The sequence below is a fragment of the Sphingobium sp. TomMM35A genome (assembly GCF_054771735.1).
This window is the reverse complement of sequence record NZ_BSRC01000001.1, coordinates 2207290-2219679: the sequence shown is the minus strand read 5'-3', so window position 1 is coordinate 2219679 and position 12390 is coordinate 2207290. Positions and strand designations below refer to the sequence as shown.

At 64.7% G+C, this 12390-nt stretch carries 15 protein-coding genes; 8 read left to right on the top strand and 7 right to left on the bottom strand.

The window, feature by feature from the left end; genetic code table 11:
- Positions 1-3: 3 nt before the first annotated feature.
- Both cobS and ACYU8T_RS11175 read right to left on the bottom strand, forming a co-directional pair.
- Positions 4-1011 carry a cobaltochelatase subunit CobS gene (cobS, locus tag ACYU8T_RS11180; protein ID WP_097092594.1) on the bottom strand — a complete coding sequence of 336 codons (1008 nt, stop codon included), beginning with the start codon at positions 1009-1011 and terminating at the stop codon, positions 4-6.
- Positions 1012-1099: 88 nt separating this feature from the next.
- A complete protein-coding gene (locus ACYU8T_RS11175; RefSeq protein ID WP_097092593.1) occupies positions 1100-1717 on the bottom strand; it encodes a J domain-containing protein in 618 nt (205 codons plus the stop codon).
- A gap of 44 nt (positions 1718-1761) precedes the next feature.
- On the opposite strand from ACYU8T_RS11175, the gene ACYU8T_RS11170 reads away from it, so the two are divergent.
- Together ACYU8T_RS11170 and ACYU8T_RS11165 are read left to right on the top strand one after the other, a co-directional pair.
- On the top strand, positions 1762-2049 hold the full coding sequence (locus tag ACYU8T_RS11170) for a BolA family protein (protein WP_461159476.1): 288 nt from the start codon (positions 1762-1764) through the stop codon (positions 2047-2049).
- Positions 2050-2063: 14 nt separating this feature from the next.
- A complete protein-coding gene (locus ACYU8T_RS11165) occupies positions 2064-2969 on the top strand; it encodes a pirin family protein (RefSeq protein ID WP_247230043.1) in 906 nt (301 codons plus the stop codon).
- A gap of 141 nt (positions 2970-3110) precedes the next feature.
- On the opposite strand, the gene ACYU8T_RS11160 is transcribed toward ACYU8T_RS11165, so the two are convergent.
- Positions 3111-3956 (bottom strand): MJ0042-type zinc finger domain-containing protein, encoded by an 846-nt coding sequence (locus tag ACYU8T_RS11160; protein WP_461159475.1) that lies wholly within the window; start codon positions 3954-3956, stop codon positions 3111-3113.
- A 170-nt stretch (positions 3957-4126) separates the two neighbouring features.
- Here ACYU8T_RS11160 and ftsE point away from each other — a divergent pair, with 170 nt between their 5' ends.
- The 4 genes from ftsE to ACYU8T_RS11140 are packed head-to-tail and all read left to right on the top strand — an operon-like array spanning position 4127 to position 6986.
- Complete coding sequence (ftsE, locus tag ACYU8T_RS11155; RefSeq protein WP_097092938.1) at positions 4127-4843, top strand: cell division ATP-binding protein FtsE; 717 nt, start codon at positions 4127-4129, stop codon at positions 4841-4843.
- Positions 4840-5742, top strand: coding sequence for a cell division protein FtsX (locus tag ACYU8T_RS11150; protein ID WP_201515887.1), 903 nt, complete (start codon positions 4840-4842; stop codon positions 5740-5742). Before ftsE ends, ACYU8T_RS11150 begins: the two co-directional genes overlap by 4 nt.
- Positions 5739-6269, top strand: a complete 531-nt coding sequence (locus ACYU8T_RS11145) for a YdcF family protein (RefSeq protein ID WP_097092589.1) — start codon at positions 5739-5741, stop codon at positions 6267-6269. The genes ACYU8T_RS11150 and ACYU8T_RS11145 overlap by 4 nt, the downstream gene beginning before the upstream one ends.
- 12 nt (positions 6270-6281) lie before the next feature.
- Positions 6282-6986, top strand: coding sequence for a lysophospholipid acyltransferase family protein (locus ACYU8T_RS11140; RefSeq protein WP_461159474.1), 705 nt, complete (start codon positions 6282-6284; stop codon positions 6984-6986).
- On the opposite strand, the gene ACYU8T_RS11135 is transcribed toward ACYU8T_RS11140, so the two are convergent.
- The 3 genes from ACYU8T_RS11135 to ACYU8T_RS11125 are packed head-to-tail and all read right to left on the bottom strand — an operon-like array spanning position 6983 to position 9976.
- A complete protein-coding gene (locus ACYU8T_RS11135) occupies positions 6983-7888 on the bottom strand; it encodes a prephenate/arogenate dehydrogenase family protein (RefSeq protein WP_097092587.1) in 906 nt (301 codons plus the stop codon). The two genes, ACYU8T_RS11140 and ACYU8T_RS11135, sit on opposite strands and share 4 nt — an antisense overlap.
- A gap of 1 nt (position 7889) precedes the next feature.
- A complete protein-coding gene (hisC, locus tag ACYU8T_RS11130) occupies positions 7890-8987 on the bottom strand; it encodes a histidinol-phosphate transaminase (protein ID WP_461159473.1) in 1098 nt (365 codons plus the stop codon).
- Positions 8988-9028: 41 nt separating this feature from the next.
- Positions 9029-9976, bottom strand: coding sequence for a 2-hydroxyacid dehydrogenase (locus ACYU8T_RS11125; RefSeq protein WP_461159472.1), 948 nt, complete (start codon positions 9974-9976; stop codon positions 9029-9031).
- A gap of 66 nt (positions 9977-10042) precedes the next feature.
- Here ACYU8T_RS11125 and metX point away from each other — a divergent pair, with 66 nt between their 5' ends.
- Together metX and metW are read left to right on the top strand one after the other, a co-directional pair.
- The gene (gene metX / locus ACYU8T_RS11120; protein WP_461159471.1) at positions 10043-11179 is read left to right on the top strand and encodes a homoserine O-acetyltransferase MetX; all 1137 of its coding nucleotides are present in this window, start codon (positions 10043-10045) and stop codon (positions 11177-11179) included.
- Complete coding sequence (gene metW / locus ACYU8T_RS11115) at positions 11176-11775, top strand: methionine biosynthesis protein MetW (RefSeq protein ID WP_097092583.1); 600 nt, start codon at positions 11176-11178, stop codon at positions 11773-11775. The genes metX and metW overlap by 4 nt, the downstream gene beginning before the upstream one ends.
- On the opposite strand, the gene ACYU8T_RS11110 is transcribed toward metW, so the two are convergent.
- Positions 11772-12389, bottom strand: a complete 618-nt coding sequence (locus ACYU8T_RS11110) for a glutathione S-transferase (RefSeq protein WP_461159470.1) — start codon at positions 12387-12389, stop codon at positions 11772-11774. The genes metW and ACYU8T_RS11110 overlap by 4 nt on opposite strands.
- Between the last annotated feature and the right edge of the window lies 1 nt (position 12390).

Here is a 12390-nt window from a genome sequence, read left to right as displayed (position 1 = left end):
GCGTCACGCCGCCCGGTGGGCGACGCTTTCCGGCAGGTCCTTGCCGAACACGCGCTGATAATATTCCGCCACCAGCGGCCGCTCCGCCTCATCACATTTGTTGAGGAAGGACAGGCGGAAGGCGAAGCCGACATTCTTGAAGATGAGCGCATTCTGCGCCCAGCTGATGACGGTGCGGGGGCTCATCACGGTCGAAATGTCGCCGTTGATGAAGCCTTGGCGGGTAAGCTCCGCCACCTTGATCATATTCTCGACTTCCTTGCGGCCGCCCTCATGATCATATTCGCCCGACTTGGCGAGCACGATCTGCGCCTCGGTCGCAGCGGGCAGATAGTTCAGCGTCACGACCAGGTTCCACCGGTCCATCTGTCCCTGGTTGATCTGCTGCGTGCCATGATAAAGGCCGGTCGTGTCGCCCAGGCCCACCGTGTTGGCGGTCGCGAACAGGCGGAAATGCGGGTTGGGCCGAATGACGCGGTTCTGGTCGAGCAAGGTCATCTTGCCGTCGGTTTCCAGCACGCGCTGGATCACGAACATCACATCGGGACGCCCGGCATCATATTCGTCGAACACCAGCGCGACCGGGCGCTGCAACGCCCATGGCAGCAAGCCTTCGCGGAATTCCGTCACCTGCTGCCCATCGCGCAGCACGATGGCGTCGCGGCCGACAAGGTCGATGCGGCTGATATGCGCGTCGAGGTTGATGCGGATGCAGGGCCAGCGGAGGCGCGCCGCGATCTGCTCGATATGGCTGGACTTGCCCGTGCCATGATAGCCCTGCACCATGACGCGTCTGTTATAGGCAAAGCCCGCCAGGATCGCGAGCGTCGTATCCGGATCGAACACATAGGCGGGATCAAGATCAGGCACGCGCTCGTCCGCTTCGGAAAAGGCCGGGATCTTCATGTCGACGTCGACACCGAACGTCTCGCGTGCATCGACCTCACGGTCGGGCGCGGCCAGCAGCGTCTCTGATCGTGTATCGGGCTGGACGTTCGGAATGTCGGTCATCGGTCTTCTTTCTGTTCGGTCTCCTCCGCCCTAACGTAAGGCGAAGGCCGGTGTCGAGTAGCCAATCGGCGCGGTGCGGACTGCCCGCTCAGACAAAGGCAGGCGCCTTGCGCAGCAGGCCATAGGCCTCGATCACGCCCTGCAGGGCGCTTTCGTGGCTGCGGTCGCCGCCATTGTGATCGGGATGATAGCGCCGCAGCAGCTCCGTATAACGCTGCCGCAACGCCTTGCGATCCGCATCGACGGGCAATCCCATCACGGACAGCGCCTTGCGATCGTCGTTGGACAGGAATTTGCCGTCTTGGCGCATCTGGTTGTCGGCCCGCGCCTTTGCCACCCGCTCCCTGAACTTGGCGCCGATCGCGTCGAGCGGGTCCTGGAAGTCCGACCATTTGGGTGGCGGGCTGGCGGCGTTCGATGAAAAGGCGCGCGTTTCCCGTTCCCACCCTGCATAGGGGCGTTGTGCGGCGGCGATCTCATCGGGGCTCATGCCGGTGAAGAAATTATAGCCCTGGTTGAACTCCCGCACATGGTCGAGGCACAGCCAGCGCCAGCGCGGACCTTCCTGGTTCGGCCGCCCGCCTTCCAATGGCGGCGCGCGAAACTCGCCCGGCTCGGCGCATCCTTCGACCGCGCAAGGGCGATCGCTCTCCACGCGGCCATGGAAGCGGTTGAAACGACGGGTCGAGAAGGGATCGGTAGACAAATTTGCCCTGATGCATGGTGGAACAAAGGGCCTATATAGGTGCGATGAGCACCCAACTGAAAGGCCCGGTGGCCACAGAGATTGAGCAGCGGCTACGCGCCGCCCTGTCACCAGAGCAACTCGCCGTGATCGACGACAGCGAAATGCATCGCGGCCACGCCGGACATGATGGATCGGGCGAAAGCCACTTCACGGTGGAGATCGTCTCGGCTGAATTTGCGGGCAAGAATCGTGTCGCGCGGCAGCGGCTGGTCAACACGGCGCTGGCCGACCTGCTCCGCGACAAGGTGCACGCGCTGGCGATCAAGGCGCGCGCGCCCGGCGAAGCCTGATCAGGGGACACTATATGAAGCCAGACGACCTCATCATTCAGACGATCACGCCGACCACGCACGATCTGGGTGATTTCCGCGTCCACCGCTCCTTGCCTGCGCCGGGCCGGACGATGGTAGGCCCCTTCATCTTCTTCGATCAGGCTGGGCCGGCGAGGATCGGCGCGGGGCAGGGCATCGACGTGCGCCCCCATCCGCACATCAACCTCGCGACCGTCACCTACATGTTCGAGGGCGCCTTTCTCCATCGGGACTCGCTGGGCACCGAACAGCTGATAGAGCCGGGCGCGATCAACCTGATGACCGCGGGTAGCGGCATCGTCCATTCCGAACGCTCGCCCGACAGCGACCGTGCGCGGGAGTCCAAGCTCTCGGCCATCCAGACTTGGCTGGCGCTTCCCGACGGCGTCGAGGAAATGGCGCCTGCCTTTGAACATGTCAGCGAAGGCGGGCTACCGGTCATCGATTGCGGTCGGGCCAATGCGCGGGTCATCATGGGCAGCCTGTGGGGTGCAACTTCGCCGGTCACCACCTATGCCGACACCATCTATGCCGATATCCAGCTGATGCCGGGCGGCAGTGTCCCGATCGATGCCGACGCTGATGAGCGTGCCCTTTATGTCGCTGGTGGAGACGCAGCGATCGATGGCGTGCCGCTATTGCCGCAGACACTTTACGTGCTGCGCCCCGGCACCCGCGCCACGCTGATGAGCGTCGATGGCGGCCGGGTGATGTATTGCGGCGGTGAGGCCTTCCAGACGCCGCGCCATGTATGGTGGAACTTCGTTTCATCCTCCAAGGACCGCCTTTTCCAGGCGCGCGAGGATTGGGAAGCGATGCGCTTCCCGTTGATCCCGGGAGATGATCAGGAGTTCATTCCGATCCCGCAGGGGCGGCCAAAGACGGTGAGCTATCCGTAGGTGCAACGGAACCCATCCTCCGTTCGGGCTGAGCCTGTCGAAGCCTCTTCCTTATTTTAAGAGAAGCCCTTCGACAGGCTCAGGGCGAACGGGTCGGCGGTTCGGTTCTGTCCTGCCGGATAAGGCCTACGCAGCGGCGCGTTACTGCACGAAAGTCAGCGACAAATTCTCGGCATTCTTGGGAATATCGATCCGGCTCTCGTTGATCGACGCTTCTTCACCCGGTTTCAGGCTGGTGCGGTCAGCCTTCGTCGTCCAGCTGAACACCAGCCGGTTCTGCTGGTCGCGCAACTGCACCAGCACCGGTGGCACCGGCAGGGTCTCCTTTCCACTGTTCACGATCCGCGCGCCGAACGCGAAATATTCTTCGCCGGTCGGCAGCTTCCGGCGTTCGGCAGGCTTGGAAAGATAAAAGAGCAGGTCGGGATCGCCTTCCTCGGACACCAGGCCCAGATTGACAGCCCAGCTCGGCGTTCCGAAATACCAGAGTGCGCCGCCGACACCGCCGATCAATAGGCAGAACAGCACCGCTGCATAGGTCCAAAGCTTCAGCCTGTTGCGGCGCGGCTTTACCGGGGCGGCGGAGGGGTCCTCAGCATCCTCCCGCACGCGGCCATAGATGTCGTCGACCCGATTGTCGCTCTGCGCTGCCGCCATGAAGGGAGCAGCCGCCGTGACGGGCTTGGGTGCGGGTGCCGGGGCTGCCTCTTCCACAGGCTGTGGATCAGCCTCCGTCTCGACAGGCGCAGGAGCGGTGGGTGCCGGGGCTGACACGGGTGGAGGTGGAGGGGGAGGCGGGGCGGGAGGTGCTTCGGCAGCAACCGGCGCGTGCGCCTCCACCATGGCCTCTTCCCTGGGCGCCAAGATTGGTCCTTCCTGGAACCAGCTATGTTTGCAGGAGGCGCAGCGAACCTGGCGGCCATTGGGGCCGACGGCGCTGTCCGGCACAATATAGCGCGTGGCGCAATTGGGACACACCAGGATCATGACGCTTCATAGGCATGGCTTTGACTCGAGGGCAAGCGGCATTGAAGGGCAGGGCCGAAGATGGCGCGACTCGGCGGTTTGCAACGCCTTGGGCTTTACGCCAGCCCGCCCCCTGTGCCATGGCTGCATGGCAGGGGAAGCAGGGAGCGCGCGGGCGCATCAACCAAGGCATGTCGGCGATCGTACAGTTCGAAAATGTCGGCCTGCGCTATGGTCTGGATAGCGAGACGCTGTCCGACGTCAGCTTCTCCCTCCATGGCGGTGGCTTCTATTTCCTCACCGGTGCTTCGGGCGCGGGCAAGACGTCCCTTTTGAAGCTGCTCTACCTCGCCCAGCGGCCAAGCAGGGGCGTCATTCGCCTGTTCGGTGAGGATGTGGTGACGCTGCCCCGCAAGCGCCTGCCCGGCTTCCGTCGGCGCATCGGCGTGGTCTTTCAGGATTTCCGGCTGGTTTCTCACCTGTCCGCCTATGACAATATCGCCTTGCCCCTGCGCGTCGCAGGCATGGCGGAGAGCGAGATCGACGCGTCCGTTTCCGAAATGCTCAACTGGGTCGGCCTTGGCGATCGCGGGCAGGCGCGTCCGGCCACCTTGTCGGGCGGAGAGCAACAGCGCGTCGCCATCGCCCGCGCAGTCATCGCCCGGCCCGAAATTCTCGTCGCAGACGAACCCACCGGCAACGTCGACGCCGACATGGCCCGCCGCCTGTTGACCCTGTTCGAGGCGCTCAATCGGCTTGGCACAACGATCGTGGTCGCTACCCACGACCTGCCGCTCATAGGTCAGGTTCAGGGCGCGCAGATGATGCGGCTGGACAAGGGGCGCCTGTCGGACCCGACCGGAGCGCTGCGTTATCCGCCCCGCCCGCAAGGCGTGGCAGTATCATGACGGGCGCAGACCGCCGCGCTGCTGCCGCCGCGCGTCATCGGCTGCTGCCCGAAGGCCGCGTTGCCGGGCCCATGCCCTGGGTCATTGCGATCATGATGTTCCTGACCGTGCTTGCGGCAGCATCCGGCCTTGGCCTTGCCGCTGCCGTTCAATCCGTGGGCGCAGACCTTGCCGGACGGGCCACGATTCAGATCGTGGAGGCCAATGCCGACCGTCGCGAGGAACTGAGCGGCGCTGCTGCCCGTCTCCTCCGCAAATCGCCCGACGTTCGCGCGGTCCGTCCCGTGGACCCCGCCACGCTTGCCGATCAAATCAGGCCATGGCTCGGCCAGGATGCCGCCAGCGGCGACCTCCCCATCCCTGCGCTGATCGATGTCGAGCTCACGCCAGGAGCGACGGCGGCCAAGGTTCAGCGTCTGAACCGCGCCCTTGCCGCCCTTTCGCCTCGCATCCGCGTGGAGCCGCATGCGGCATTTCTCCGGCCGCTCGGCAGCCTCCTCACCGCTCTTGGCAGCCTTGCGGCCGGGATCGTGCTGCTGATGGCGCTCGCCACTGCCGCCATTGTCGTCCTTGCTGCCCGCGCGGCGCATGACAGCCATCGCGGCACCATCGATGTGCTGCACCTGATGGGCGCCACCGATGTTCAGATCGCCCGGCTCTTCCAGCGGCGCATCGGCCTCGACGCTCTGTTCGGCGGCTTGCTCGGGTTCGTTACCGCCTTGCTCGTCATCATCCTGCTGGGCACGCGGCTCGCCGCCACCGGTTCTGACCTGCTCGCGGCGATCAGCCTCCCCTGGACCAGCTGGCTGATCCTTGCCCTGCTGCCCATCGGCGGCGTTCTTCTTTCGACGCTTGCCGCACGCTGGACTGTGCTGCGATCGCTGGGGCGGCTGCTATGATCGTCCGCCTGTTCGCTGTCTCGCTTCTTGCCTGGATGCTTGGCTTCGCCTGGTTTGCAATCTTCCTGCCGCAGCCGCTCGACGGCCGTCCGACTGATGCCATCGTCGTGCTGACCGGCGGGGCTGGCCGGATCGATCGGGGCCTCGCCCTGCTAGAGGAAGGCGCGGCGAAGCGCATGCTGATATCCGGCGTCGACCGTTCCGTGCGACCTGCCGAACTGGCGGCGCAATATGATCGGCCCGAGCGGCTGTTTTCCTGCTGCATCACCCTTGGCCGCGAAGCCATCGACACACGCTCCAACGCGATCGAGACGGCTCATTGGCTGGAGCGGCGGCATTTTCGCACCGTCCGCTTGATCACGACTGACTGGCATATGCGCCGCGCAGCACTGGAACTGCGCCAGGCGGTGCCGAACAAGCTGACGATCATCTATGACGCCGTGCCCAGCCGACCCAGCCTCACCATGTTGATGCGGGAATATAATAAATATCTGCTACGCCGCGCCGCCGCGCTCGTCGGCATCTAAAAGGACGGCGCCATGATCACTGCCCTCCGTTCGTTCGCCTTCATGCTGGTCTTTTACAGTGGATCGCTGCTGCTGGTCCTTTTCGCGCTGCTGGTGGCGTGGCCGTGGCCTGCCGGGGTTCAGGTGATCGCGACGGCATGGAGCCGCTTTCACCGCTTCTGCACAAGATGGCTGCTGGGGCAGAAGATACGCATCGTCGGCGACCTGCCCGAAGGCCGCTATCTCTATATCGTCAAGCATGAGTCGATGTTTGAGACAATCGATCTGCTGTGCGTCTTCGATCGGCCAGTGATCGCCGCTAAACGCGAGTTGCTAGATATTCCGTTATGGGGACAGATCGCGCGGCTCTACGGCCTGATCCCGGTCGAGCGCAGCGCGGGGGCCAGCGCCTTGCGGACTTTGCGCGCCGTCGCGCGTGCGGCAACTGACCAGGGGCGCGCAGTCTGCCTTTTCCCGGAGGGGACGCGGGTGCCCCATGGGGAAAGCCCGCCGCTGCGTGCTGGTTTTGCCGGGCTCTATTCCCTGCTGGGCCTGCCGGTCGTGCCCATCGCAGTGGACAGCGGCCGCCTGTCACCGCGCGGCAAATTCATGAAGCGCCCTGGCATCATCACCTACAAGGTCGGGGATGTCGTGCCCACAGGCCTCGATCGCCGGGAGGCCGAAGCCCGCGTCCATGCCGCGATCAACGCGCTTAATCCGCCGCCGAGCGCCGCCTAATGCGAACGCCCGAAATCGGGCTTTGGATCATCCTGTCCCTGTTCGATGATGGACCGGCGGATCGCCCGGGTCTTCGTGAACAGGTTGAACAGCGTGTCGCCGTCATTCCAGCGAATTGCCCGCTGCAGCGCTGACAAGTCTTCCGAAAAGCGTTGCAGCATCTCCAGCACCGCGTCCTTGTTCGCCAGGAACACGTCCCGCCACATGGTCGGGTCCGACGCCGCGATACGGGTGAAGTCGCGAAAGCCACCGGCCGAATATTTGATCACCTCGGACTGGGTGACATCCTCCAGGTCGCTGGCCGTGCCGACGATTGTATAGGCGATAAGGTGCGGCAGGTGGCTGGTCACCGCCAGCACCAGGTCATGATGCTGCGGGTCCATCATTTCCACGTCCGCACCGATCCGGTGCCACAGTTCAGAGACGCGCTCGACCGCCACGGGATCGGCATCGGCGGGCGGAGTGATGATGCACCAGCGCCCCCGGAACAGGCTGGCGAACCCCGCTTCCGGCCCGCTATTTTCGGTTCCCGCGACAGGATGCGCCGGGATGATCATGCGGCCCGGAAGAGCGCCGCTCAGCTGCGCCAGCACATCGGCCTTGCATGATCCCACGTCACTGATGATCGCGTCGGCAGGCAGATCGTCCGCAATTTCCGCAGCCGCCGCGCCCATCGCTCTCACCGGAACGCACAGGACGACCAGATCCGCGTCCGTCACGCTCGCGCCCGCCGTGTCGGTGACATCGTCGCACAGGTCGATGGCCCGCGCGATCTCCCGCACGCGCGCGTCGGCATCATGGCCGGTTACGCGCACCGTCGGCATATATTCGCGGATCGCCCGCGCCAGGCTCGATCCGATGAGGCCAAGGCCGATGATGGTGACGCGCGCGAAGGGCAGCATGTCAGGCCGTTTCCGCCATGGCGCGCAGCTTGGCCGCGACCGCGCGGACTTGTTCCTCCGTGCCGATGGTGATGCGAAGGCCGTTGGGAAGCCCTTGCCCGGGCAGCCACCGGGTCGCGAAGCCTTCGTCCCAAAGGCCTTTCATCGCAGCTTCGGCGGTCAGCTTGCCGTTGAAGAGGATCAGCAGGAAGTTCGCCTTGCTCGGCACGGCCCGCAGGCCATGGTTCGACAAGGCCGCGATCTCATCGGCAAGCCACAGACGCCACTGCCGGTTATGCGCCCGGCTGGCCTCCACCCACGCCTGATCCGTCACCGCCGCGATGGCCGCTGATTGTCCAGCCGTGGTTACGTTGAAGGGCGCGCGGATGCGATGCAGCGCATCAATGATCTCGGCGCTGGCATAGCCCCAGCCGATCCTTTCAGCCGCCAGCCCGTAGATTTTCGAAAAGGTGCGCGTGACAAGCACGTTGCTGGCGTTCCTCGCCAGTTCCAACCCGCCATCATCCTCGTTCGCGTCCAGATATTCGGCATAGGCCTGATCCAGCACAAACAGAATATCGGGCCGCAGAGATGCATGCAGCCGGGCGATCTCCTCGCGCGGCGTCATCGTGCCCGTGGGATTGTTGGGGTTGGCCAGGAAAACGACCTTGGTCTTCTCCGTCACGCAGGCCAGCAATGCGTCCACGTCGGTCGCATAATCCTTGTCAGGCGCGATGACTGGCGTCGCGCCGACCCGGCGCGCCGCGATGTCGTAGACCGAAAAGCCGTATTTGACGTACAATATCTCGTCGCCCGGCCCGGCATAGGCGCTGGCGGCAATGTGCAGCAGCTCGTCCGATCCCGTGCCGTAGATCACCCGCGCGGGATCAAGCCCATGCACCGCCGCGATCGCTTCGCGCATCTTCGCCGCGCCGGGATCGGGATAGGTGGCAAGGTCCGCTGTCGCGGCGATGAGGGCGGCGCGCGCCGCCTCGCCGGTGCCCAGCGGGTTTTCGTTCGCGCTCAGCTTGATCAGCGGACGCCCGTCATCGGCCGCTGCCTTGCCGGGCACATAGGGCGAAATGCCCAGAATCCATTCCTTGGGTGCGGGTTTGGTCATGCGCGCGCTTTAGCGTCATCCGCACCAAAGGCAAAGCGCTGCTATATGACCGGCGTAACCAGCGCTTTGCCCGCTGCCCATGCGTCCAGATTGGCGAGCACGAGGTCGGCCATCGCCTTGCGCGTGTTTATCGTAGCGCTTCCCTGGTGCGGTTGCAGCACGACATTGTCCATGGCGAACAGGGCTTCGGGGACCTGCGGCTCGTTCACGAACACGTCCAGCCCCGCGCCGCCGATCCGCCCTTCGGTCAACGCCGCCACCAGCGCATCCTCATCGACGACGCTTCCACGGCTGATATTGATGAGCATGCCTTGCGGGCCGAGCGCATCCAGCATCGCGGCGTCGACCAGCCCGTGTGCTTCCGGTCCGCCAGACGTCGCGACGATGATCACCTCGCTTTCTCGCGCGAAGGCGATCCGATCCTGCACATAGCGATAGGGCGAGCCTGCGACCGGCCTGCGATTGTGATAGATGATCTCGCTCGCAACCGGCTCCAACCGCCGCGCGATCGCCCGGCCGATCCGCCCCAGTCCCAATATGCCGATCCGGCGCCCGGTGACGCTTCCGCTCAGCGCTACCGTGCCGCCGCGCGCCCATTTGCCGGACCGCACCATCCGATCATTGGCGGCGATGTTGCGCACGGTCGCGTAGAGCAGCCCTACTGCCAGATCGGCCACATCGTCGGTCAGCACGTCAGGCGTGTTGCTGACTCTGATGCCCCTCTTGCGCGCATGCGCGACATCGACCTTGTCATAGCCGACGGAAAAAAGGCCGATCATTTCCAGTCGAGGCAGCGCATCCATGATCGCCGCCGAAGCACCCACCGAACCAAAGGAGACAAGCGCCCGAGCCTCCCGCACGGCACTGTTCAGCGCGGTCGGATCGGCATCCACGGCCACCTCATGCACCTGGAAGCGTGCCTTCAGCTGCTCCTCCAGATAAGGGGATAGCGGTCCATAAGCGACGATCGGAATGCGGGTCTGACTCATGCAGCGGTCCTAGCCGATCCCCACCCGATTGACAGCACCCCTCCACGGTCCTAGCCCGCTTCCACCATGGCCAGCGCCTCCTCCACCGACGACAGCCGTTTCGGCCTCCGCCGCCAGGTCCGCCTCGCCGGCCCCCTCCGGCTGGACAGCGGCGCGGTCCTGGCGCCCGTCGATATCGCCTATGAAACCTATGGCAGGATGAATGCTGACGGCTCCAACGTCATCCTCATCTGCCATGCACTGACCGGCGACCAATATGTCGCGTCCGACCATCCAGTCACCGGCAAGCCCGGATGGTGGTGGCGCATGGTGGGTGCGGGGAAGCCCGTCGATCCCGCACGGCATTTCATCGTCTGCGCCAATGTGATCGGCAGCTGCATGGGCTCCAGTGGCCCGGCCAGCATCGACCCTGCCAGCAACACCCCATACGCCATGCGCTTTCCCGTGCTCACCATTGCCGACATGGTGCGCGCGCAGGCGCTGCTGCTCGATTATCTCGGGGTAGGCCGCCTTGCTGCCGTCATTGGCGGCTCAATGGGCGGCATGCAGGCACTGAGCTGGCCGACCATCTTCCCCAACCGCGTCGAAAGCTGCATTGTCATCGCCTCGACCGCCCGCCACAGCGCTCAAAACATCGCCTTCCACGAAGTCGGGCGCCAGGCGATCATGGCCGATCCCAACTGGCGCGGGGGCGACTATTATGCCGATGGCCAGGTGCCCAGCGCAGGCCTTGCCGTCGCGCGCATGGCGGCGCACATCACCTATCTTTCCGAAGCAGGCCTCACCGAGAAATTCGGCCGCCGCCTGCAGGGGAGGGACGCCAAGACCTTCGGCTTCGACGCCGACTTCCAGGTGGAAAGCTACCTGCGCCACCAAGGCTTGAGTTTCGTCGAACGGTTCGACGCCAACTCCTATCTCTACATCACCCGCGCGATGGACTATTATGACATTGCGGAGGATCATGGCGGCAGCCTCGCCACCGCCTTCGCGCCTTCCAAAGCGCGCTTCTGTCTGGTCAGCTTCGATACCGACTGGCTCTATCCCACGGCGGAATCCCGCGTCATCGTCCACGCCCTCAACGCCAGCGGCGCGCAGGCGAGCTTCGTCGAACTGTCGAGCCCTTTCGGACATGACGCCTTCCTGCTCGAATGTCCTGAACTGAACCGCGTGGTCGACGGCTTCCTGAAGGGCGGCCGCGCATGAGCGAAGAGGGATTGCGTCCCGACCTTGCCCTCATCGCCCGCACCGTCACGCCCGGCGCGCGGGTGCTGGACGTCGGCTGCGGCGACGGCGCGCTGATGGCCGCGCTCCGCGACGCCAAGCAGGTCGACGCGCGCGGGCTGGAGATCGACGGCGATAATGTCGCCGCCGCTGTCGGCCGAGGCCTCTCCGTAGTGCAGGGCGACGCCGATACCGACCTTGCCTATTATCCCGACGCCAGCTTCGATTATGCGATTTTGAGCCAGACGCTCCAGACCACCCGTCGCCCCGATCTGGTGGTGGAGGAACTGCTGCGCATCGGCCGCCAGGCGTTCGTGTCCTTCCCCAACTTCGCCCATTGGCGCGGAAGGCTCTCGCTGATGTGGGGCGGCCGCATGCCGGTGACGCGCCTGCTGCCCGACACTTGGTACGATACCCTCAACATCCACCATGTCACGGTCGATGACTTCCGTGCGCTGGTGAAGGAACGCGGCTGGAAGATTGATGGCCAGTGGTTCTTGAAGGGCGACAAGGAAACCACGCACGCGAACGCGAACCTTTTCGCCGAGCACGCTGTCTTCCTGCTGCGGCGCGGCTAAAGCAGAACCGCAGCATCCCCTCCCCGCCACGGCTCGATCCGGAGCATCGCACGCCCAAACAAGGGGGATCCCGTCAGCCGGTCCAGCCAGTTTCTCACCAGCGGAATGGGCTGCGCAGCAAACCATTGCGGTTCCACGGCGGCGAACTGCCGCACGAAGGGAAAGATGGCGATATCCGCCAGCCTCCGCCGCTCACCGGTAAGGTAATTGCTCCGCTCCAGCCGCGCCTCAAGCCCAGCCAATATTTCCATGGCCGCCGACCGATGTTCCAGCGGATCGGAACCATAGCGGCTCACATATTTGTACCGGTCGAGATGATGCTTGAACGCCCCGTCATTGCGCGCGATCAGGGCTGCATCATCCCCGTCAAGCCAGCCTTCGGGATCATGCCGCGATAGCGCCCAGCGCATGATGTCCAGACTCTCGTCGATCACGCCGCCATTCGGCAGGACCTGCACCGGCACCGTGCCTTTGGGCGACGCGGCGATCAGTTCCGCCGGTTTGTCCCGCAGCGCCACCTCGCGCAGCACCACCTCCTGCCCGCTGGCGATCAGCGCCATCCGCGCGCGCATCGTATAGGGGCATCGCCGGAAGCTGTAGAGGATGGCGGTCATT

Coding starts and splice junctions, on each gene's coding strand:
- ACYU8T_RS11135 (WP_097092587.1), bottom strand. CDS start 7,888: ATGCTGCCCTTCGCGCGCGTCACCATCATCGGCCTTGGCCTCATCGGA.
- ACYU8T_RS11125 (WP_461159472.1), bottom strand. CDS start 9,976: ATGAGTCAGACCCGCATTCCGATCGTCGCTTATGGACCGCTATCCCCT.
- ACYU8T_RS11150 (WP_201515887.1), top strand. CDS start 4,840: ATGACGGGCGCAGACCGCCGCGCTGCTGCCGCCGCGCGTCATCGGCTG.
- ACYU8T_RS11160 (WP_461159475.1), bottom strand. CDS start 3,956: ATGATCCTGGTGTGTCCCAATTGCGCCACGCGCTATATTGTGCCGGAC.
- hisC (WP_461159473.1), bottom strand. CDS start 8,987: ATGACCAAACCCGCACCCAAGGAATGGATTCTGGGCATTTCGCCCTAT.
- cobS (WP_097092594.1), bottom strand. CDS start 1,011: ATGACCGACATTCCGAACGTCCAGCCCGATACACGATCAGAGACGCTG.
- ACYU8T_RS11145 (WP_097092589.1), top strand. CDS start 5,739: ATGATCGTCCGCCTGTTCGCTGTCTCGCTTCTTGCCTGGATGCTTGGC.
- ACYU8T_RS11170 (WP_461159476.1), top strand. CDS start 1,762: ATGAGCACCCAACTGAAAGGCCCGGTGGCCACAGAGATTGAGCAGCGG.
- ftsE (WP_097092938.1), top strand. CDS start 4,127: ATGTCGGCGATCGTACAGTTCGAAAATGTCGGCCTGCGCTATGGTCTG.
- ACYU8T_RS11140 (WP_461159474.1), top strand. CDS start 6,282: ATGATCACTGCCCTCCGTTCGTTCGCCTTCATGCTGGTCTTTTACAGT.
- ACYU8T_RS11110 (WP_461159470.1), bottom strand. CDS start 12,389: ATGACCGCCATCCTCTACAGCTTCCGGCGATGCCCCTATACGATGCGC.
- ACYU8T_RS11165 (WP_247230043.1), top strand. CDS start 2,064: ATGAAGCCAGACGACCTCATCATTCAGACGATCACGCCGACCACGCAC.
- metW (WP_097092583.1), top strand. CDS start 11,176: ATGAGCGAAGAGGGATTGCGTCCCGACCTTGCCCTCATCGCCCGCACC.
- metX (WP_461159471.1), top strand. CDS start 10,043: ATGGCCAGCGCCTCCTCCACCGACGACAGCCGTTTCGGCCTCCGCCGC.